This is a genomic window from Chelatococcus asaccharovorans, assembly GCF_003201475.1.
In the GTDB taxonomy this organism is placed as follows: Bacteria; Pseudomonadota; Alphaproteobacteria; order Rhizobiales; family Beijerinckiaceae; genus Chelatococcus; species Chelatococcus asaccharovorans.
Map to the genome: position 1 here is coordinate 227,786 of NZ_QJJK01000008.1, position 20,717 is coordinate 248,502.

The 20,717-nt window shown below is 66.1% G+C and carries 20 protein-coding genes; 9 read left to right on the forward strand and 11 right to left on the reverse strand.

The window, feature by feature from the left end:
- Positions 1-50: 50 nt before the first annotated feature.
- From glyS to C7450_RS19950, 3 genes are all read right to left on the reverse strand, one after another.
- A complete protein-coding gene (glyS, locus tag C7450_RS19940) occupies positions 51-2,414 on the reverse strand; it encodes a glycine--tRNA ligase subunit beta (protein WP_110376197.1) in 2,364 nt (787 codons plus the stop codon).
- A 70-nt stretch (positions 2,415-2,484) separates the two neighbouring features.
- Positions 2,485-2,868, reverse strand: a complete 384-nt coding sequence (locus tag C7450_RS19945; RefSeq protein ID WP_110376198.1) for an endonuclease domain-containing protein — start codon at positions 2,866-2,868, stop codon at positions 2,485-2,487.
- 236 nt (positions 2,869-3,104) lie between these two features.
- The gene (locus C7450_RS19950) at positions 3,105-4,022 is read right to left on the reverse strand and encodes a glycine--tRNA ligase subunit alpha (RefSeq protein WP_210206493.1); all 918 of its coding nucleotides are present in this window, start codon (positions 4,020-4,022) and stop codon (positions 3,105-3,107) included.
- A gap of 438 nt (positions 4,023-4,460) precedes the next feature.
- On the opposite strand from C7450_RS19950, the gene C7450_RS19955 reads away from it, so the two are divergent.
- Entirely contained in the window at positions 4,461-4,739 is a 279-nt protein-coding gene (locus C7450_RS19955; protein ID WP_110376200.1) for a hypothetical protein, read from the forward strand.
- 32 nt (positions 4,740-4,771) lie between these two features.
- Positions 4,772-5,143, forward strand: coding sequence for a hypothetical protein (locus C7450_RS19960; protein ID WP_110376201.1), 372 nt, complete (start codon positions 4,772-4,774; stop codon positions 5,141-5,143).
- A 15-nt stretch (positions 5,144-5,158) separates the two neighbouring features.
- Here the strand turns inward: C7450_RS19960 and C7450_RS19965 are convergent, their stop codons facing one another.
- The gene (locus tag C7450_RS19965) at positions 5,159-5,971 is read right to left on the reverse strand and encodes a tRNA1(Val) (adenine(37)-N6)-methyltransferase (protein WP_342588529.1); all 813 of its coding nucleotides are present in this window, start codon (positions 5,969-5,971) and stop codon (positions 5,159-5,161) included.
- Positions 5,961-6,185: a putative signal transducing protein gene (locus tag C7450_RS19970; protein ID WP_110376375.1), complete on the reverse strand. Its 225-nt coding sequence runs from the start codon at positions 6,183-6,185 to the stop codon at positions 5,961-5,963. Before C7450_RS19970 ends, C7450_RS19965 begins: the two co-directional genes overlap by 11 nt.
- A 212-nt stretch (positions 6,186-6,397) precedes the next feature.
- Here C7450_RS19970 and C7450_RS19975 point away from each other — a divergent pair, with 212 nt between their 5' ends.
- Together C7450_RS19975 and C7450_RS19980 are read left to right on the forward strand one after the other, a co-directional pair.
- Entirely contained in the window at positions 6,398-7,414 is a 1,017-nt protein-coding gene (locus C7450_RS19975) for a polyprenyl synthetase family protein (protein WP_110376203.1), read from the forward strand.
- A 6-nt stretch (positions 7,415-7,420) separates the two neighbouring features.
- Positions 7,421-8,704: an NAD(P)/FAD-dependent oxidoreductase gene (locus C7450_RS19980; protein WP_110376204.1), complete on the forward strand. Its 1,284-nt coding sequence runs from the start codon at positions 7,421-7,423 to the stop codon at positions 8,702-8,704.
- 191 nt (positions 8,705-8,895) lie between these two features.
- On the opposite strand, the gene C7450_RS19985 is transcribed toward C7450_RS19980, so the two are convergent.
- The 3 genes from C7450_RS19985 to C7450_RS19995 form a co-directional block, all read right to left on the reverse strand.
- Positions 8,896-9,816, reverse strand: coding sequence for a 4-(cytidine 5'-diphospho)-2-C-methyl-D-erythritol kinase (locus tag C7450_RS19985; protein ID WP_245449964.1), 921 nt, complete (start codon positions 9,814-9,816; stop codon positions 8,896-8,898).
- A 36-nt stretch (positions 9,817-9,852) separates the two neighbouring features.
- On the reverse strand, positions 9,853-11,637 hold the full coding sequence (locus C7450_RS19990; protein ID WP_245449966.1) for a tetratricopeptide repeat protein: 1,785 nt from the start codon (positions 11,635-11,637) through the stop codon (positions 9,853-9,855).
- Between the two features lie 114 nt (positions 11,638-11,751).
- Entirely contained in the window at positions 11,752-13,428 is a 1,677-nt protein-coding gene (locus tag C7450_RS19995; protein WP_245449968.1) for an electron transfer flavoprotein-ubiquinone oxidoreductase, read from the reverse strand.
- Positions 13,429-13,892: 464 nt separating this feature from the next.
- Between C7450_RS19995 and C7450_RS20000 the strand changes: the two genes are divergently transcribed.
- Positions 13,893-14,780: a uracil-DNA glycosylase gene (locus C7450_RS20000; protein ID WP_110376206.1), complete on the forward strand. Its 888-nt coding sequence runs from the start codon at positions 13,893-13,895 to the stop codon at positions 14,778-14,780.
- Positions 14,781-14,807: 27 nt separating this feature from the next.
- Here the strand turns inward: C7450_RS20000 and C7450_RS20005 are convergent, their stop codons facing one another.
- Complete coding sequence (locus C7450_RS20005) at positions 14,808-15,371, reverse strand: hypothetical protein (RefSeq protein ID WP_110376207.1); 564 nt, start codon at positions 15,369-15,371, stop codon at positions 14,808-14,810.
- A 213-nt stretch (positions 15,372-15,584) separates the two neighbouring features.
- Here C7450_RS20005 and C7450_RS20010 point away from each other — a divergent pair, with 213 nt between their 5' ends.
- The 3 genes from C7450_RS20010 to C7450_RS20020 all read left to right on the forward strand — a co-directional run bounded on the left by C7450_RS20010 (position 15,585) and on the right by C7450_RS20020 (position 18,196).
- Positions 15,585-16,760: a PA0069 family radical SAM protein gene (locus C7450_RS20010; protein ID WP_425351249.1), complete on the forward strand. Its 1,176-nt coding sequence runs from the start codon at positions 15,585-15,587 to the stop codon at positions 16,758-16,760.
- 135 nt (positions 16,761-16,895) lie between these two features.
- The gene (locus C7450_RS20015; protein ID WP_110376378.1) at positions 16,896-17,345 is read left to right on the forward strand and encodes a VOC family protein; all 450 of its coding nucleotides are present in this window, start codon (positions 16,896-16,898) and stop codon (positions 17,343-17,345) included.
- 122 nt (positions 17,346-17,467) lie between these two features.
- On the forward strand, positions 17,468-18,196 hold the full coding sequence (locus C7450_RS20020; RefSeq protein WP_170147337.1) for a ribonuclease HII: 729 nt from the start codon (positions 17,468-17,470) through the stop codon (positions 18,194-18,196).
- 175 nt (positions 18,197-18,371) lie between these two features.
- Here C7450_RS20020 and C7450_RS20025 read toward each other — a convergent pair whose 3' ends face one another.
- Together C7450_RS20025 and C7450_RS20030 are read right to left on the reverse strand one after the other, a co-directional pair.
- Positions 18,372-18,857: a peroxiredoxin gene (locus C7450_RS20025; RefSeq protein WP_110376209.1), complete on the reverse strand. Its 486-nt coding sequence runs from the start codon at positions 18,855-18,857 to the stop codon at positions 18,372-18,374.
- A gap of 116 nt (positions 18,858-18,973) precedes the next feature.
- Complete coding sequence (locus C7450_RS20030) at positions 18,974-19,837, reverse strand: protein-disulfide reductase DsbD domain-containing protein (RefSeq protein WP_170147338.1); 864 nt, start codon at positions 19,835-19,837, stop codon at positions 18,974-18,976.
- A gap of 263 nt (positions 19,838-20,100) precedes the next feature.
- Here C7450_RS20030 and C7450_RS20035 point away from each other — a divergent pair, with 263 nt between their 5' ends.
- Positions 20,101-20,712 (forward strand): YqgE/AlgH family protein, encoded by a 612-nt coding sequence (locus C7450_RS20035; RefSeq protein ID WP_110376211.1) that lies wholly within the window; start codon positions 20,101-20,103, stop codon positions 20,710-20,712.
- The last annotated feature ends 5 nt before the right edge of the window (positions 20,713-20,717 follow it).

Consider the following 20,717-nt stretch of genomic DNA (forward strand, 5'->3'; position numbering starts at 1 on the left):
AAAAGGGAGCGATCGTCGCGCGGCGACGCGATCGGCGCTCCCCGCCTCCCTTATCCCGCGATCTGCGAGAAATCCGCCACCGTGCGCGTCGCTGCGCGGATGGCGTTGAGGAGCCTCAGGCGATTGGCGCGCAGGGCGGGATCGTCGACATTGACCGTAACCTTGTCGAAGAAGGCGTCGACCGGCCCGCGGAGCAGGCTCAGCGCCTTCATGGCGCCCTCGAAGTCCTCGCGCGCGACGGCGGCCTTGGCCTCCATCTCGGCCACGCGCAGCGCCTCGATCAGCACGCGTTCCTCCTCCGCGCCGGCGTCGAGGATGAGGGTGGCGTCCGGCGCCTCGTCATAGGCACGACCGTCCTTCTTCTCCTCGATGCGCAGGATATTGGCGGCGCGCTTGGTGGCGGCGAGAAGGTTCTTGCCGTCCTCCGTGTCGAGGAAACGGCCGAGTGCCTCGACGCGGCGGACGATCATGAGGAGATCGTCCTGGACAATTCCGCCCGCGCCCGTCTGGTCAACGCTGCCCTTGCCGGGCTCGCCGTCGCCGCGCCCCTCCCCCTTGCGGGGAGGGGTAAGGGGTGGGGTTGCGACGCCAGCGCCCTTGTCACCCCCCTCCGGCCGCTGCGCGACCACCTCCCCCGCAAGGGGGGAGGACGAGCGCGGCGTTCCCAGTGCCAGCACGGCGTCGATGAGATCATGCCGCGCGCCCTGATCGCGCAGATAGACCTTCAGGCGATCGTGGAAGAAGGAAAGGAGGTCGGCAGCAACCGTCGCGACGTCATCACCGGGCTTGTCCCGGTGATCCCGATCGGATGGGGACGCCTCTCTGTCAGGGATGGCCCGCAGGCGCTGGCGCGCGATGCTGACGAGGTGCACCCGCACCCCATTCTCCAGCACCAGCCGGATCACGCCGAGCGCCGCACGGCGGAGCGCATAGGGGTCCTTGGAGCCGGTCGGCTTCTCGTCGATGGCCCAGAAGCCGACGAGCGTATCGAGCTTGTCGGCGAGCGCCACGGCCACGCTGACCGGATCGGTGGGCACGCGGTCGGACGGGCCCTGCGGCTTGTAGTGGTCCTCGACGGCGGCGGCGACCGAGGCATCCTCGCCCTGCGCCTGCGCATAGTAGCGGCCCATCAGGCCCTGCAATTCGGGGAATTCGCCGACCATCTCGGTGACGAGATCGGCCTTGGCAAGCCGCGCGGCGCGTTCCGCCTGGTCCGGATCGGCGCCGACAACCGGCGCGAGTTCGCGGGCGAGCGCCGCGATGCGCGCGATGCGCTCACCCTGCGTGCCGAGCTTCTCGTGGAAGATGATGCCGAGGTCTTCGAGCTTCTTCAGCCGCTGGTCGAGGGGTTTGAGGCGCGAGGCCGCATAGCCCGGCAGCGCCCTCTTGTCGGTCTCCCAGAAGAACTTGGCATCCGACAGGCGGGCGCGCACGACGCGGCCATTGCCGGCGGCGATCGCCGCGCCGCCATCCCTCGCCTCGATATTGGCCGTGATGATGAACCGGTTGGCGAGCTTGCCGGTCTTGGCGTCGCGCAGCACGAAGCACTTCTGGTTGGCGCGAATGGTCGCGCGGATCACCTCCGGCGGAATGTCGAGGAAGGCCTCCTCGAAGGTGCCGACCAGGACGACCGGCCATTCGACGAGACCGGCCACTTCCTCCAGCAGCCCTTCGTCCTCGACCACCTCGAGCCCCAGCGCGAAGGCCATGGTCTTGGCGTCATTGAGGATGCGGCGCTTGCGCTCGTCAGTGTCGAGCACGACCTTGGCGCGCTCCAGCGCCGCCACATAGTCCTCGAAGCGGCGCACCAGAATGGGCTCAGGCCCGGCCAGGAAGCGGTGTCCGCGCGTCACGTCGGACGAGACGATGCCGTCGACCTCGAAGCGCACCACATCCGGCGTCTCCGTTTCCGGGCCGAAGGTGGCGAGGATGGATTGCAGCGGGCGCACCCAGCGCAGCGAGCCGGCCTCGGCGGAGGCCGCGCCCCAGCGCATGGATTTCGGCCAGGGGAAACCGCGGATGATGCCCGGCAGGATCTCGGCCAGCACCGCGGGGGTTTCCTTGCCCGGCCGCTCGGTGATGGCGACGTAGAATTCGCCCTTCTTGCCGTCGCTGACGATATGGGCCTCGTCGATCGAGGCAAGGCCCGCGCTTTTCAGGAAGCCCTGGATGGCCTGGTCCGGCGCGCCGACGCGCGGGCCCTTCTTCTCCTCGCGCAGGTCCGGCTGGCGGGGCGGCAGGCCGATGATGCTGAGCGCGAGCCGCCGCGGGGTGGCGAACCCCTGCGCGCCCTCATAGACGAGGCCCCGCTCGACCAGCGCGTCGGTGACGCGCTTCTTGAGATCCTCCGCCGCCTTGCGCTGCATGCGCGCGGGGATTTCTTCGGAAAGGAGTTCAAGGAGAAAATCGGGCATGGGGACCTGAGGCTCGGAACCTGCGCTCTGTTCGCGCTCAGCGTTTACCACGCTTGATCCCTTTGGCAACTCACGCGGGCGGTTGGGCGGAGGTTTTCGTCTCGGCGGCGGCATGGATGGTATCGACAACGCCCGCGATATCGCAGAACACCTCGGCGTTCCAGAAACGCAGGACGCGATAACCGCGCGCCTCAAGACAGCGGCTGCGGGCCTCGTCCCGCAAGCGGTGATTGTCCTCGCCGTGCTGGCTGCCGTCGAGTTCGATCACGAGTTTCAAGCCGTGCGAGGCAAAATCCGCGATATAAGGCCCGATGCCGACCTGCCTGCGGAAATGCGTACCGATGAGCGGCAGTTTGCGGCGCAGATGCCGCCACAATTCCTTTTCCGCCTCGGTCTGGTTGTGCCGCAATGCGCGCGCCCGCGTGCGGATTGGTTTTCCCCTGGACTTCTCCATCACCCATCCCCCAATGGGCTTCCCCCACCCCTTACCCCTCCCCCACGGATCTTGGGCTTGCTCAAGATCCGCAGGCATCTGCGCAAGTCGCGCAGGCTCGACTTGCGTTGGGGAGGGGCGCTTTTGACGTCCCGCCTCAAATATCCACCCATGCAACGGCCGGCTCGTTAGAATGCTCGACGTTGCCGTCGCCCCTCCCCCTTGCGGGGAGGGGTAAGGGGTGGGGGCACCCGGCCTCAGGCCGCCCCGCCGCCTTCCGTCTTGAGCCAGGCCGCGCCGCAGGCTTTCGCCAGCTCGCGCACGCGCAGGATATAGCTCTGCCGCTCGGTGACGGAGATCACGCCGCGCGCGTCGAGCAGATTGAAGACGTGGCTCGCCTTGATGCACTGGTCGTAGGCCGGCAGGGCGAGCTTATGGCGCTGATCATTGGCGCCCGCCTGTGGCTCGCCGAAATCGAGCAGCCGCTTGCATTCGGCCTCGGCATCCCGGAAATGCCGGAAGAGAAGGTCCGTATCGGCATATTCGAAATTATGCCGGGAATATTCCTGCTCGGCCTGCAGGAAGACGTCGCCATAGGTGACCTTCTCGGCGCCGGTGCGACCGTTGAAATTGAGGTCGTAGACGTTCTCGACGCCCTGCACATACATGGCGAGGCGCTCGAGCCCGTAGGTCAGTTCACCGGCAACCGGCGCGCATTCGAAGCCCGCGACCTGCTGGAAATAGGTGAATTGCGACACTTCCATGCCGTCGCACCAGCATTCCCAGCCCAATCCCCAGGCGCCGAGCGTCGGGCTCTCCCAGTCGTCCTCGACGAAACGGATGTCGTGGAGCGCCTGGTCGACGCCGATTGCCTCCAGCGAAGCCAGATAAAGCTCCTGCAGGTTCGGCGGGTTCGGCTTCAGGATGACCTGGAACTGGTAGTAGTGCTGCAGGCGGTTGGGATTTTCGCCGTAGCGGCCATCCTTCGGGCGGCGTGAGGGCTGCACATAGGCGGCCTTCCAGGGCTTCGGCCCGAGCGCACGCAGCGTCGTCGCCGGGTGGAAGGTGCCAGCGCCGACTTCCATGTCATAGGGCTGCAGGATAGCACAGCCCTGGCCAGCCCAGAACTGCTGCAGCGTCAGGATAAGCCCCTGGAAGGAGCGCGTCGGGTTCATGAAGTCGGGCGCGTTCATCGCCGGGCCTTGCACGCTTTGAGAAAGGAACGCTTCGGAGAAGCCGGCGCACCCTAGCCGGGGGCCCGGCCAAGTCAACTCCTCAAAGGTCAAGTCAACTCCTCAAAGACCAACTCAACTCCTTAAGGACCAAGTCAACTCCCCAAGGGTCAAGTCAACTCCCTGGAGGGTCAGGTCCACGTCGTGGCGTTGCGGCGGGCCCCACCCCTTTCCCCTCCCCCACGCGGAGGGCGGCAAGGGCCTATCCCATCGCAAACTCTGCCGCCCGCCGCCTGTTTGCTGGCGATGGACGCAATTGCTGCGGCGGCAGGGAACAACCGCAGGACTATACCCATTCACGGCACACGCGCTGATTGCGTAGCGGCGGGCCAGCAGCCATCGCCATACCGCACCGGCGCTCGTATGCCTGGGGATATCGCAATGACGAAGACGATGGTCTGCGCCTTGGCCATGGGCGCCAGCATGATCGGGACGGCGGGCTTTACGGCGGTTGCCGCGCCGCTCATGCCGGGGAGCGCTCTGTCGGGCCGCCCGGAGATCGTGTCCATCCAGTTTCGCGCCCGCGGAGATACCCGAAGGCCGATGGCGCCGCGTTTCCATCCCCTGCCACCTCCCCGCCCGCGGGTGATCCATCGGACGGCCCAGCCGCGCGATGCGGTCGTGGTGAGACGCGCCACGCCGATATGCCGCTGCCGGTGAATACGCATCGATTGCCCTGAAAGGATATTGCGATGAAAGCTTTTTTGCTCACCTCGGTCACGGCGCGGCTCTGCTGCGCGGCGGCCATGATCAGCCTTGCCCTTCCCCTCGCGCAGGTCGTGGCCGCAGTCCCCGGGCCAACGCTTGCGCAGTTCGAGGGGCGCGGCATCAACGATCGCGCGCCGCGCGCCTTCGATCATCGTGACGACAACCGCGAACGCAACGACCGCCGCGAGATGCGCGAACGCCCCACCCGCTATGAAGAGCCCCGTCGGGGCGACCGGCTCGACCGGCAGGAGCGGATGGACCGGCAAGAGCGGCAAGAGCGAAAGCGCCCGGCCATCATCATATCGCCACAGGGCTTTTCGCCGTTCCAACGCGATCGCGACCCGGGGCAGCGCTGATCACAGCGCAAGACATCACAGAGCCAGCCCGGCATCGCCGCGGTGCACCGCTTCCGCTTCAGCGGTGAACCGGCCCGCTTCGTCATGGAGTGCGATGCCCGGCAGCATGCTGAGGGGTGATCGGCTGCCTTTCACTGCCGCGACGAGCAGCCGCACGGCCGCTTGCCCTGCGCGGGGATGCACGGGCATGAGGGTGATGCCGCCGAAGCGTCCCGCCAGGACCGCGAGAATAAGCGCCAGGGCATCCGGGCGATGGATCATCACGAGCCGTCCGCGCGGCTTCAGCAGGTCGGCGGCGGTCCGCATCCACTGATCGAGAAGACCGTCGTCCATCGCATGGGCGCGGCTGCGGCTTGCATCGGGCGAGGTGCGGAAACGGCCGGGCGCGTAGAAAGGCGGATTGGTCACCACCAGATCCGCCATTGCCGGGGCGAGCCCGGCGGCATGACGGGCTCTGGCCGGCGCGAGCACGTCCGCCGCGATCACACGGACCCTGTCATCGAACCGGTTCACGACGCAATTGTGCCGGGCGAGGGACGCAAGCGCGGGCTCGCGCTCGACAAGGACGGCGCGGACCCGCGGGCAGCGCGCGGCGATGGCAAGGCCCACCGTGCCGACGCCTGCGCCGAGATCGACGACGGTGCCATCCCCGGGATCGCCGGATGCCGCGGCCAGCAGCACCGCATCTGTCCCGGCGCGATGGCCCTTGCGCGGCTGCGTCACGGTCAGGCGTCCGCCGAACAGTGCATCGACGCTGCAAGATGCGCCCTCGCCCCTGTCCATGGCCGCAGCCCCCACGGCTTTCCCCGTCACCTCCTCAGTCGACACGCAGCTCTCCGCCGAAACCCGCCTCTCGCAAGAGGTTTCGTGCTTCCTCAGCCGCGTCGGCGGCAACCAGCAGGCGGCGCTGCAGCGCCCCGACCGAGCCCTCGAGGGCACTCATATAGCCGTCGGCCACGAAGACATGGATTCCCGCCCCACGCAGAAAGGCCTCGACGGCGCCCAGGAGCACGATGTCGTTGGTGCGGATGAGTTCGATCATCACATCTTTGTGGCATGTCCGGGCGCTCCTGTCGTCGTCCAATTCCTGCGCGAAGCGGTCCAACAATCCTCAGGAAATGTACGTTTCTGCCGGGATCTTCGCAGATTGTGGCAAAGCGCACGGTTGCGGCGAGCGCCAACGGCGTGCATGGTCGGCGGCGCCGGTTGCGTTTGACGTCCGGCACTCAAGCGTATCGCGTGGAGGGTCGAATCGTGGGCGTCGTCGTCCCCTTCGAGGAAAAGTCGGGTGAACGTGGCAGCATCGATGGGCTTATCCATCTTCTTGCTGGCCGCATGGAACGCGTGAACAGCCTGATCCTGTCACGCACGGGATCGGACGTCACGATGATCCCGGAGGTCGCCAACCACCTCATCTCATCCGGGGGCAAGCGCCTCAGGCCGATGCTCACCCTCGCGACCGCCGTGCTCACGGGCTACGAAGGCGACGGCGACATCAAGCTCGCGGCCAGCGTCGAGTTCATGCATACGGCCACGCTCCTGCACGACGACGTGGTCGACGAGAGCGACATGCGCCGTGGCAAACTCGCGGCCCGCATGCTGTGGGGCAACGAGGCGAGCGTGCTCGTCGGGGATTTCCTCCTCGGCCAGGCCTTCAAGATGATGGTCGAGGTCGGCTCGCTGGAGGCGCTCGGCGTCCTCGCGAATGCCGCGGCCGTCATCGCGGAGGGCGAAGTCTGGCAGCTCGCTGCGGCCAAGAACACCGCCACCCCCGAGGACGATTATCTCGCCGTCGTGCGTGCCAAGACGGCCGCGCTCTTCGCAGCCGCCGCGGAAGTCGGCCCGATCATCGCCGATCGCCCGAAAGCCGAGCGCGCCGCCTGCCGCAGCTATGGCACCAACCTCGGCATCGCCTTCCAGCTCGTCGATGACGCGCTCGACTACGGCGGGACCTCGGACGCGCTCGGCAAAAACGTCGGCGACGATTTCCGCGAGGGCAAGATCACGCTGCCGGTCGTCCTCTCCTTCCGGCGCGGCAGCAACGAGGAGCGCGACTTCTGGCGCCGCACGCTCGAACAGGGCGAGGTCAGGGAGGGCGATCTCGATACGGCGATCGCCATCATGCGCCGGCACCGGGCGCTGGAAGATACCATCGAACGTGCCCGCCACTACGGCGCGATGGCACGCGACGCGCTCGAGCTTTTCCAGGACAGCCCCATGCGCCAGGCGCTGCTCGATACCGTCGATTTCTGCATCGCGCGTGCCCACTGACGCCCTATGTTGAATAACCCCCAATCCCACGGCCTGTGGGAGATCACGGCACCGCCGGCTCCCGTCACGTCGGTGGCAACAGGGGCCTTCGAGGCCAATGTCGTCGTCATCGGGGCGGGATTTACGGGCCTCTCCTGCGCCTTCCGCCTCGCGCGCGGCGGCGCCAAGGTCGTGGTTCTGGAGGACAAGGAGATCGGCTTCGGCGGGTCGGGCCGCAATGTCGGGCTCGTCAATGCCGGCCTATGGGTGATGCCATCGGCGCTTCCGGCGGCCCTGGGCGCAGACTACGGCGAGCGCTTGCTCACCCTCCTGGGCGATGCGCCCCGGCTCGTCTATGCGATGGTCGAGAACAACGGCATCGATTGCGAGTTGGCGAAAACCGGCACGCTCCATTGCGCGGTTGGCAAACAGGGCCTCGCGGAGATCCAGCAGCGCGCAGAACAATGGCAGGCGCGCGGCGCGCCGGTCTCGCTCATCGGCGCGGAGGAAACCGCACGCCTGGTCGGATCGACGGCCTATGCCGGCGCCCTGCTCGACCGCCGGGCCGGAACGATCCAGCCGCTCGCCTATGTCCGTGGCCTCGCCGAAGCCGCGATCAAGGCCGGGGCTGAGATCTACACGGCAAGTCCCGTGACGAGCGCCGAGCGCGCAGGCCCGCGCTGGACGATTCGGACACCCCAATCATCGATCCGCGCCGACTGGATCGTGGTCGCCACCAATGCCTATACCCATGGCCCGTGGCCGGCGATCCGCCACGAGCTTGTCCACCTGCCCTATTTCAACATGGCGACAGAGCCGCTCAGCGAAGAGCTGCAACGCACGATTCTCCCCGAGCGCCAGGGCGTTTGGGATACGCGGCCGATCCTCAGTTCGTTCCGCTTCGATCGCGCCGGGAGGCTCGTGTTCGGCAGCGTCGGCGCCTTGCGCGGCACCGGCCGTGCCGTGCACCAGGCCTGGGCGCGCCGCGCCCTCGGCAAGCTGTTTCCACAGCTCAAGGGCGTCGGCTTTGAGACCCTGTGGTACGGGCAGATCGGCATGACCGTCGACAACCTGCCCCGTTTCCACAAACTCGCCGAGAATGTCATCAGCTTCAGCGGCTACAACGGCCGCGGCATCGCCCCCGGGACGGTCTTCGGTTACGTGCTCGCTGAGCATATCGCCGGCGGCATCGCCGAGGCCGACCTGCCCCTGCCGGTCACCGAACCGGCCGCCCAGCCGCTCCGTCAGGCCCGGGAACTGTTCTACGAGGTGGGTGCGCAGGCCGCCCATCTCGTGGATGGGTATTTCTAGCGTTCACGGCGGGGATGGTTCTCTCCGGGTGAGGCTCTCCCCCACCCCTTACCCCTCCCCGCAAGGGGGAGGGGAGACGGCAACGTCGAGCATTCTTGACGAGCGCACCGCTGCATCCATGGAAATTTGAGGCGCGACACCAAACGCGCCCCTCCCCCTTGCGGGGAGGGGTAAGGGGTGGGGTTACAGCTCTACCGCAGCACTGTCGCTTTCACCCACCAATCGGGACAGCGCGCAGCAATGGTCTGGCGCGCCGCGGCTGCGCCCCGGCCATCGTCGAACAGACCGAAAACGGTGGCTCCCGAGCCTGACATACGGGCAAGCCAGCAACTCTCCGCACCGCGGAGGAGGGCCAACGCCTCATCGATCACCGGTGCGATAGCTTGCGCCGGCCGTTCGAGATCGTTACGCCCACCGGCAAGCGCGGCCTGCAGAGATGCACGCGCCTGTGCGACGCCGCACGCTGCGGCAGCGAGATCGGGATGCGGCTCACCACCCCATCCATCACCGGGCTTCAGCCCCAGGCCGCGAAACACCGTCGCCGTCTCAACCGCCACACCCGGATTGACCAGCACGGCGAACAGCGGCGGCAACGCCAGGACCGGCCCGAGATCCTCTCCCGCCCCACGCATCATCCGCGCCTTGCTGGCGAGACACACCGGCACATCGGCGCCCGTGGCCCGCGCTGCCGCCACAAGCCGCGCATCGTCGCGGGCGATCCCGTTATGCGCGGCGAGAAGCCGCAGCGCCGCCGCGGCATCAGCGGAGCCTCCCCCAATGCCTGAGGCGACCGGCAATCGCTTGATGAGGTGGAAACGGCCGAGCGCGAGGCCCGGTACAAGCGCGGCGAGCGCTTCTGCAGCCTTCAGAACCAGGTTGTCGGCACCATGACCGATCCCGCCCGCACGCGGCCCGCTCACAGCGAGATCGAGGCGATCTCCCGGCGAGAACGTGAGGTCATCCCCCGTACCGGCAAAGACGACGAGGCTCTCCAAGGCGTGATAGCCGTCGTCACGGCGGCCAAGGACATGCAATGTCAGATTGACCTTGGCCGGCGCACGCATCGCCAGCCAGTCGCCCCCACGGCTGATCTCACCACGCGATGTCATCATGTCGGTCGCCGGGCCGGGACGGTACGACGGCCCATATCAGCCGCCGTTCTTCTCCGTCTTCGGCACCTCGGCCGCTGCCGGCTTGTCATTATCCGGGAGGCCTTGTTCGATCTTCTTCTTGATCTTCACAAGATCCTCGGGCTCGGGATCAAGGTCCCGGGCATGATTCCACTGGAATTTCGCCTCAAGCTTCCGGCCGACCTTCCAGTAGGCATCGCCGAGATGATCGTTGATGGTGGGATCGGCCGGCCTCAGATCGACAGCCTTCTCAAGCTCGCGGACCGCATCGTCGTAACGCCCGAGGCGGTAATAGGCCCAGCCCAGGCTGTCGACGATATAGCCGTCCCGGGGACGCAGTTCCACGGCGCGGCGCAGCATCTGGAAGGCTTCGTCGATGTTGAGGCCCTGATCGACCCAGGAATAGGCGAGATAGTTCAAGATCAGCGCGCGATCCCGGCCGATCGATTCAGGCGCGAGTTCCAGGGCCTTCTTGAAATCGGCTTCCGCCTTCGGCCACTGCTTGGAGCGCTCGTAGCCGATGCCGCGGGAATAGAAGAGCGGCCAATTGGCGAGTTCGGGCGTGCCGATCTGCGCGATGGCCTTGGAATAGACCTCCGCCGATTCGGCGAAGCGCTTGCGCTTCTGCAAGATGCTGCCGAGCGCCGTGAGCCCTTCGATGTCGCCCGGATTGCGCGCCACATCGGCCTGCAGATAGGCGATCGCCTCGTCGGTCTTGTCGAGCGCATCCAGCGACAGCGCAATCTGCACCTCGCCATGAGCTTTGAGAGGCGAATCAGACGGCAGGGATTTGTAGACCTCGATGGCCTGCTCGTACTGCTTCAATCGCTCCAGAATGTCGCCCAGCGTGATCTTGGCGAGGTCATGGTCGGGATTGAGAAACAGCGCCAACCGCAAATAGATCATCGCGGCGACTTCATCGCCCTGGCTGTTGCCGGCCGCGCCCAACCCGTAGAGCACCTCGGCGGCGCCTTGCTGCGGCGTCACCACCAGCGGCTTCATATCCTTGCCAGCTTTTAAGTCCTTGAGAGCGGCGCGCACCACAGGATGGCGCGGCATCAGCTTCTCGAAGGCCTCATAGGCGGCTATGGCATTGTCTTTGCGGCCCTGCGCGGCTTCCAGCCGCCCATAGGCGTCGACGACCCGCAGCGTGGTGCGTTCAGCATTATAGGAGGCGCCAAGCCGCCGCTCGGCTTCCTTCGGGTTGCCGCGCATGGCGGCGATGAGCCCGGCATGGTAGTCGCGGAAAACGTTATAGGAGCTCTCGCCCTTGAGGCGATCAACGGTCTCGAGCGCGCGCTTCAGATTGCCCGATCCCGCCCAGGCCCATGCCGTCAACAGCGTCGCCGTAATGTCATTGGCATAGCCACGCCCGCCACGCACGAGTTCGCGCCGCGCGGTCGCATATTGCTTGGCTTCAAGCGCCTTCACGCCGAGCGCCAGACGGGCCAGGCCGTTGTTGGGCTCACGCTTGATGATCTGCTGGGCCGCGCGGAAGGCCTCCCGCATGTCGCCGTCGGCCAGGAAGGCGACGAAGGCCCGCTCGACGAGCTCGGGATTGCGTGGATCGTCGCGCAGCGCCTCGCGGAAATAGACAGCCGCCGCGCCCGTGTCGCGGGCCGAACCCGCGACAATCGCGGCGAGATAATTGCCTTCGAGGCTGTCCGCCTCGGGAAACTCGACCGCCACGGTCGGTTTCTCGGCTGATCGCGCGGCCGCCACCGGCAGTGGAACAGCCACCGCGCATGCGACGAGAAGGGAAGCAATGGCAGCAAGGCGCCGACGCGCCGACGATCTGATCACGTGACTTTTCCGAAATCGCACGCCCATTGGGCTCGGGACTCTATGACACGACCAGCATGACGATTTTGCCGGGAGGGAGCAAGGCGCCGTGCTGTCGCTCCCTCCCTTTTGTCATCACATATTGGGGTAATTGGGGCCACCACCGCCTTCCGGCGGCACCCAGGTGATATTCTGCGCGGGGTCCTTGATGTCGCAGGTCTTGCAATGCACGCAGTTCTGCGCGTTGATCACGAACCTGGGGTCCTTGCGGTTCGCCGCGTCGTCATAGACCACCTCATAGACGCCCGCCGGGCAGTAGAGCCGTGCCGGCTCGCCATAAAGCGGCAGGTTGACGTTCACCGGGATATTCGGGTCAGCGAGCCTGAGATGAACGGGCTGGTCTTCAACATGGTTGGTGTTCGACACGAACACCGACGACAGCTTGTCGAAGGACACCACCCCGTCCGGCTTCGGATAAGTGATGGGCTTGACCTGGTCGATCGGCTTCAGCGAGGCATAGTCCGGCTTGCCGTGCTTCAGCGTGCCAAAGATCGACAGGCCGAAGAGTTCGTTCGTCCACATGTCGATGCCGCCGAGCCCGACGCCCACCATGGTGCCGAAACGCGACCACAGCGGCTTGACGTTGCGCACGCGCTTGAGATCACGCCCGATCTCCGACGCGCGCCAGCCGCTCTCGTAGCCGGCGAGCTCATCGCCGGAGCGGCCCTCCGCCAGCGCGGCAAAAGCCGCTTCGGCGGCCTGGATGCCTGAGAGCACCGCATTGTGGCTGCCCTTGATGCGCGGCACGTTGACGAAGCCAGCGGCACAGCCGATGAGCGCGCCGCCCTTGAAGGTGAGCTTCGGCACCGATTGCCAGCCGCCCTCGGTGATAGCGCGCGAGCCATAGGCGATACGCTTGCCGCCCTCGAAGACATCGCGAATGAAGGGATGCGTCTTGAAACGCTGGAACTCGTCGAAAGGCGACAGCGTCGGGTTCTGGTAGTTGAGATGCACCACGAAACCGACGCTCACGAAATGATCGTCGAAATGATAGAGGAACGAACCGCCACCGGTGCTGTTGTCGAGCGGCCAGCCGAAGGAATGCTGAACGAGCCCGGGCTGGAAGCGCTCCGGCTTCACCTGCCACAATTCCTTCAGGCCGATACCGAACTTCTGCGGATCGCGCCCCTCGTCGAGGCCGAAGCGCTTCATGAGCTGTTTGGTGAGGCTGCCGCGCGCGCCTTCGGCGAACAGGGTGTAGCGGCCCCTGAGCTCCATGCCGCGGGTGTAATCTGCCTTGGGTTCGCCATCCCGGCCGACGCCCATGTCGCCCGTTGCAATACCCGTGACCTCGCCGTTTTCGCCGAACAGGATCTCGGTCGCCGCGAAACCCGGGTAGATTTCGACCCCAAGCCCTTCCGCCTTTGCCGCGAGATAGCGCGCGACATTGCCCAGCGATCCGACGAAATTGCCGTGGTTGTCCATCAGCCGCGGCATGGCGAAATTCGGCAGGCGCACGCCGCCGGCCGGGCCGAGAAAGTAGAACTTGTCAGCCGTCACCGCGGTGGTCAGCGGCCGCTCCGGATCCTCCCGCCATTCAGGCAAGAGCCTGTCGAGGCCGATGGGATCGATCACTGCGCCGGAGAGGATGTGAGCGCCGACTTCGGAGCCCTTTTCCACGACGACGACGGAGACCTCATGACCTTTCTCAGCGGCGAGCTGCTTCAGCCGGATGGCTGCCGCCAGCCCAGCCGGGCCGGCGCCGACGATGACGACGTCGTAGTCCATTCCCTCGCGCTCGGGCAGCTCCATGCGTCCGTTCCTCGCTCTTCGTCGCAGAAGCGGCTCCTGGCCACGTTCTGCCCTGATCCCATTTAAGCACGATCCTGCATCGCCCTCTCTAGCGGGCGGTATTCGGCCGAACAACAAATAACTTCAACCACTTGAAGCATGACCTCATGAGCAAAACAAATACGCTCAGCGCATTTTGGCCCGGATCTGCATCGCCATCACCGCCGCAAGGCAAACCCTTGCGGGAGCTCGCAGAGTTTTGAACCTTTCAAAGGCGTGGTCACGCAACGCCGCGCCCGCCAGCATCACCTCTGCACGAACTGCGACTGAATGCCTCAGACAAGGGGCGCCGCGCAGGCGCGCATCACATGTGGATATCGGAACCGGCTTGGCACCCCGCCCTCGCCAGAGGAGGCCTTGTGGGTGGATGGTCTTTTGCCGGGAGGGCTTCTTGGCCATTCGCCGGTGCCGACGTATCATCAGCCATGACCTTCGACACCCACGATGCCCGCGCGCTCGAGGCGCTGCTCGATTTCTATGTCGAGGCCGGCATCGATTTCGCGCTGGATGAGGAGCCGCACGACCGGTTCGCGGACACGGCCGCCGAGATGGCGGCGCGGGCGGAGCAACGCGCCCGCATGGCCGACGACGATCGGACGACCGCGCCCGAGAGGACACCGCAAAGCAGAGCCGAGCCGCCGCGCGGCGCGGCCATAGCGGCTTTCCCGCAGGGCGCGGAAACGGCCGATGAGGCGGCGCTCTCGGCGCGCGGCGAGGCGCGCGCCGCGCGCACGATGGAGGAGCTGCGCGAGCGCCTCGCGGCCTTCGAGGCCTGTGCCCTCAGGCGCACGGCGAAATCCCTCGTCTTCGCGGACGGCAACCCGGCCGCGCGCGTCATGCTGGTGGGCGAAGCGCCCGGCCGGGATGAGGACATCCAGGGGCTGCCCTTCGTCGGGCGCTCCGGTCAGCTTCTGGACCGCATGCTCGCGGCCATCGGGCTCGACCGGACGAGCGTCTATATCGCCAATATCGTACCCTGGCGGCCGCCCGGCAACCGCACGCCCACGCCGCAGGAAGCCGCGATCTGCCGGCCGTTCATCGAGCGGCAGATCGAACTCTGCGACCCCGACATCCTGGTCTGCCTCGGTGGCCCCTCGGCCCAGGCGCTGCTCGACATCAAGGAGGGCATCCTCCGCAGCCGCGGGAAGTGGGTCGAATACCACACGGGCACCCGCACGATCCGCGCGCTGGCGACCCTGCACCCCGCTTATCTGCTGCGCCAGCCCCTGCAGAAGAAGCTCGCCTGGCGGGATCTGCGCGCCCTGCGCAAGACGCTCGATTCGCTTGCTCCCCGGGACAAATCGCCGAGCTGATCAGCCAACCGGACCAACAGGCCGCCATTACCGGTCGGCGTGCCGCTCCAGCTTCACCGAGAGCCGCTGCAATCGGGCGCCGCCCGCGTCGCCCTTCTGGATGACGCTGCGTGGGACGATCATGCCGGCGACGAGCGCTTGCCGCCGCGTGACGCGGGTCGCCAGGGCACCGGCCAGCCCTCGCAGCCCGCCGGCGTCCGCACCGGGGAACAGCGCGATATCCGGCGCGGCCCCGCCGCCGCGTGCACGGCGAATGAAGCGCTCCAACGCGGGAATCCAGTTCGGGCCCGGCAGGTCCCCCGCCGCAAGCAGCAGAAACCATGGACCTTTGACGACGCCCGCGCCGGCCCGCCAGGGTCCGCCGCCCAAAGCATCGTCAACCATGGCATCTTCACCCAAGGTATCGTCGCCGTTCACGGCCACATAGGCGGCGCCCGCCGCCTCGGCGAGGTCCTGCACGCCCGGTACCGTTCCATCATCGACAATGACCGCGTCGCGGAGAATTCCCTCGGCGACGGCTGGCACGAGACCAGCCAGCGTCACGGCGAGCGCCTCCAGGTTCCCGCCTGCCCGAATCACCGCAGAGATCATCTCAGCCGCGGCTCGATGTGGAAGGTCATTGCCCGCGATGTCTCATAACGCACACGGCCGCGCTTGCAATGTTCCACATTTGTTCTCATAATCAAGGCCATGGATTGAAGCCACCGAGGGATCATCATGGCTCAGCGAGCCTTGATCAAGGGCCTTTCATCGACAGCCGGCGCGCGCGTCCAGTCTCCTCTGCCGGAGGAGCCTACAGCGCGAATCAAACGCGCCACCCGCAAGCCGCGCGTGGTGCCGCGCGAGCCTTCACCGGAGGAGATCGAGCGCCGCGATCCGGCCTTCAGCGCCCTGCCGGGCCAGCATGATCAGGCCATCGGCGGCGAACGTCGACGCGGGCGCGGCGCGGTCACCAATCCCGCTGCACGCTACGAACCTATTCAGCGCGAGGATGTCGATGACGGCTGGGGCACGATCGATGAACTTCCGCCCTTCAAGACCGAGGTCAGCATCGAGAAGGCGCGGCGCATCATCACGCGCAACAATTCGCCCGACATCTCCTTCGACCGTTCCGTCAATCCCTATCGCGGCTGCGAACACGGCTGCGTCTACTGCTTCGCGCGCCCGACCCATGCCTATATGGGCCTGTCACCCGGTCTCGATTTCGAATCGAAGCTCTTCGCCAAGCCCGAGGCGGCGGCGCTCCTGAAGCGCGAGCTCGCGGCAGCCGGCTATCAGCCGCAGACGCTGGCGATCGGGACGAACACGGATCCCTACCAGCCGATCGAGCGGCAGTACGGCATCATGCGCAACATCCTGGAGGTGCTGGCCGAGACGAACCATCCGGTCGGCATCGTCACGAAATCGGCGCTCGTCACCCGCGACATCGATATCCTGGCGCCGATGGCGGCCAAGGGGCTGGCGAAGGTCGCGATCTCAGTCACGACGCTCGACCCGAAGCTCGCCCGCAGCATGGAGCCGCGCGCCGCCACGCCGTCGAAGCGCCTGGAGACGATCGAGCGCCTGACGGCGGCGGGCATCCCGGTCACCGTTCTGGTCGCGCCCATCATCCCCGCCATCAACGAGGCGGAAATCGAGACGATCCTGGAGCGCACCCATGCGGCGGGCGCCCGCGAGGCGGGCTATGTGCTCTTGCGCCTGCCCCTCGAAATCAAGGATATCGTCAGCGATTGGCTCATCACCAACCATCCCGGCAAGGCGCGCCACGTGCTGTCGCTCATCCGGTCCACGCGCAACGGCAAGGACTATGATGCGCGCTGGGGAGACCGCATGGTCGGCAGCGGCCCCTATGCCTGGATGATCGGCCGGCGCTTCGAGATGGCCGCCGCCAAGATCGGCTTCAACAAGCAGCGCCGGAAGCTGCGGACGGATCTGTTCACGCCGCCGAAGCCCGCAACGGAGCAACTGAGCCTGTTCTGACGGGCGCGCCGTGTCCCATGCCTCGCCATGGGCGAAGCGCTCGATCTGTTTCGTGTCGCAACCGGTGTCCTGCTGCACGCCATCCTTGTCCACACAGGCGGCTCATCTGTCGCCATGATACCCCGGGAGACAGTCATGCCACCATCATCGTCCGCGCTCGCACCGAAGGTGAACCTGATCACGCTCGGGGTCAGCGACATCGCGCGCAGCACCGCCTTCTACCAGCGGCTGGGCTGGCGTCGCTCGGAAGAGGCGAGCACGCAGGATGTGAGCTTCTTCGCGCTCGACAATCTGGTGCTGGCTGTCTGGTCGCGCGACCGGCTGGCCGAGGACGCAGGCCTGGCACCCACGCCGCCCGGTTTCGGCGGCTTCGCGCTCGCCCAGAATCTCGCCAGCGAGAAGGACGTCGATTTGGCCATCGACAACGCGGTCGCGGCGGGTGCGCGCCTCCTGAAGGCGCCGGCGCAGACGTTCTGGGGCGGCTATTCCGGCTATTTCGCCGATCCCGATGGACACCCCTGGGAGATCGCCTACAATCCTTATTTCCCGCTCGATGAGCAGGGGCTTGTTGCCTTGCCCGCCTGAGAACCGCATGCCGCCCTGGCAATCCGGCTCGCACCGTCCTCGATTGCAGTTTTGACCGGGATCGGGCGAATGGTTGCGGATTTTAAGCTTGAGACTTGCGGCGTGGCGCGCACCATGGCGGCATGAAACGTCCGCGCCGCTCTGATTCGCCCGTTGGCCCCTCCGCCTCGTCCGACAGCATCGTGCTGCCGCTCATTATGCCGGATGGGCCGACCTACGATCGCGAATTGCGGCTCAAGGCGCGAGGCCTGTGGCCGGTCGCCGGGGTCGACGAGGTTGGACGGGGCCCGCTCGCGGGGCCTGTGGTGGTCGCCGCCGTCATCCTTGATCCCGAGCGCATTCCCGACGGCCTGGCCGATTCGAAGATCCTGGATGCCGCCGAGCGCGAGCGCCTGCACGACATCATCGTCACGACGAGCCATGTCGGGATCGCCAGCGTCTCCGCAAGCGGCATCGATGCGATGAACATTCGTCAGGCGACGCTCAGCGCGATGACGCGCGCGCTGGCCGCATTGCCCGTCGCGCCAATGGTGGCGCTCGTGGATGGCATCGATCGCCCGCCCGCGTCTTGCGCGGTGGAGGCCGTCGTCAAGGGTGATGCCAATGTCGTTTCGATCGCCGCCGCGGCGATCGTCGCCAAGGTCACGCGTGATCGCATGATGCAGCGGCTATGCCGCCGCTACCCTGCCTACGGCTTCTCGCGCCACAAGGGTTATGGGACCGTCGAGCACCGGGCCGCTATCGCGGCCCACGGCCCCTGCCCCTTCCATCGCATGAGCTTTGCGCCGCTTAAGGCCTCATCGGACGCAGAGGTCGTCGTTGCGGCAGAGATGGCTGCGCTCGCCGTTTAGAGCGCGTTTCGATCTGATTGCATCGGATCGGCGCTCTAACTTCTTTTATTTCAAGCATAATCTTATCGACCCTCGGTTCACTCAGGTCGGATTATGCTTTGGAGCAAGCCCGTCTGTTGCGGACTTGCTCCAGGCGAAAATTGACGAGCAAACTCACCGGTAAGCCGGCGGCGCGTCAGAGCTTGGCGAGCAGCGCCTCGGCGCCTGAGATCTCGGCCTTGCCGGCAGCTTCCTCGACATTGAGCTGTTCGACGACGCCATCGTTGACGACCATGGAGTAGCGCTGCGAGCGGGTACCCAGGCCGAAGCCCTTGCCGTCGAAGGCAAGCCCGATGGCTGTCGCGAATTCGGCGCTGCCATCCGACAGGAACTCGATGGTGCCCTCGGCGCCGGTTGCCTTCGCCCAGGCGTTCATCACGAAGACGTCGTTCACGGCGGTCACGAGAATGGCGTCGATACCCTTGGCTTTGATCTCGGACGCCTTGGCCAGAAAGCCGGGCAGGTGATTGTTATTGCAGGTTGGCGTGAAGGCGCCCGGCACGGCGAACAGCACGACCCGGCGTCCCTTGAAAAGTTCATCCGTGGACTTGGCCGCCGGCCCATCCGGCGTGGGGATGCGGAAGGTCACCTGGGGTAGCGGATCACCGACTTTGATGGCCATGCGATGGAACTCCTGAGGATGGACGGCCGGAAGGCCATAAAAATGCGGCCCCGCGCGAAGAGCCCGGAAGCCGGCGCGCGAATATCTTGGACGCGAGCACCGCGCGGCTTCATCAGTTACCGCGCAATGGCGCCGACGTCGAGATCGGAGACGACCTCGATCGACCGGCCAGCCGCGGCGAAGGTCATGAGAAGCGGGATCTTGGTGGCCGAGATATGCTTTGGCTTGTCGCTCAATGGCACATTGAAGCGCAGTTCGCCGCCCTCCAGCACCTCGCGCTCCGGCTTGCCGAAGAGCCAACCCTCGGGTCCCTCCACGAAAAGCCTGCTGTCCGTCGCCTCTGCTGCCTCCTGTGGAACGCGCACCCTGACGACGAGGGCGTCGACGGGGCCTTCGACGGCGGCGATGGCGATGCCATCGACCGCCTCGCCCAATCCAACCCGCCGCGGAATGTTGCCCTTGAAAGGCTCCACCAGTGGCAGTGACACGGCCTCGGTGGCCGCCGGCAGGCGCAGGCTGGCCTCGGCCTTGGCCGGAATGCAGATCTCCTTGCAGACCGCATAGTCGAGATTGAGCTTCAGGAGGAGCGGCTTGTCCTTGTCCTGCGCGACCACCGACACCGGGAAGCGCGTTCGGCCACCATAGCCGATCGCATAGCCGCTACCGTCGAAGAACCATTTCGGCGCCGGCCATTTGACAGTGACTGAGCCGAGATTGTCGGATTTCGACCAGTCGAAGGTCGGCGGCACACCCGAATCACCCGGCGTACGCCAGTAGGTCTTGTAGCCGGGCTGCAGGGTGATTTCGACGATGACCTCGCGATTGGGGCTGTCCGGCGATATACTCACTGGATCCAGCCGAACCGTGGAATGAATCGGGGCCTTGGCAACCGGCTGCCGCGCCGCGTCCTCAGCCATCGCACTCGCCAGAAGGCTGACCCAGACGATAGAGGCAGACGCCAGGGGGGCCAACCTGCTCATGTGTCGCTCACAATCCTTTTGCATCTCGCCTTTTGCATCTCGCCGGCCATCCTGGCCAAGGCTTCTCCCTGGACCCGCATGACCGACGTCATGCTCCCAACCGCGCCTAAGCGATCATGGGAAAACGCGATTTCGCCAGAATTCTGTATAGCCAGGATTCTCAACATACGAGCCACTTCTGCGTGAAGGCCTGCAACTCGTTCGGTGCAAAAAGCGTTGAAAAGCGTACCTATGGTCGTAGCATAGGCGAAAAGGGGCCCTTGATGCGATCTGTGCAGCCAACGAACGACGACATGAGCGGCTATCTCGACGGGCAGTTGCTCATCGCCATGCCAGGAATGAGCGACGAGCGTTTCGCGCGGAGCGTCATCTATGTCTGTGCGCATTCCGAAGAGGGCGCCATGGGCATCATTGTCAATCGCCCGGCGCCCGACCTCAGCTTCCCCGATGTCCTGGTGCAGCTCGACATCATCCCCCCTGAGGATGTCATCCGGCTGCCGACCCGCGCCGAGCATATCCAGGTCCTGCGCGGCGGTCCTGTAGAAACCGGGCGCGGCTTCGTCCTGCATTCCGACGACTTCTTCATCGACAATTCGACCCTGTCGATCGACGATGGCGTCTGTCTCACAGCGACCGTCGACATTCTCAAGGCCATCGCGCGCGACGAGGGACCGTCCAGCGCCATGCTGGCGCTTGGCTATTCCGGCTGGTCGCCCGGGCAGCTCGAAAGCGAGATCCAAGCCAACGGCTGGCTGAACGGTCCGGCCGACCTCAATCTCCTGTTCGCGGCCTCCATCGAGAGCCGTTATGAGCTCGCGCTCCGCAACCTGGGGATCGAGCCCGGCATGCTCTCGGGTCAGGCCGGACACGCCTGATTTGA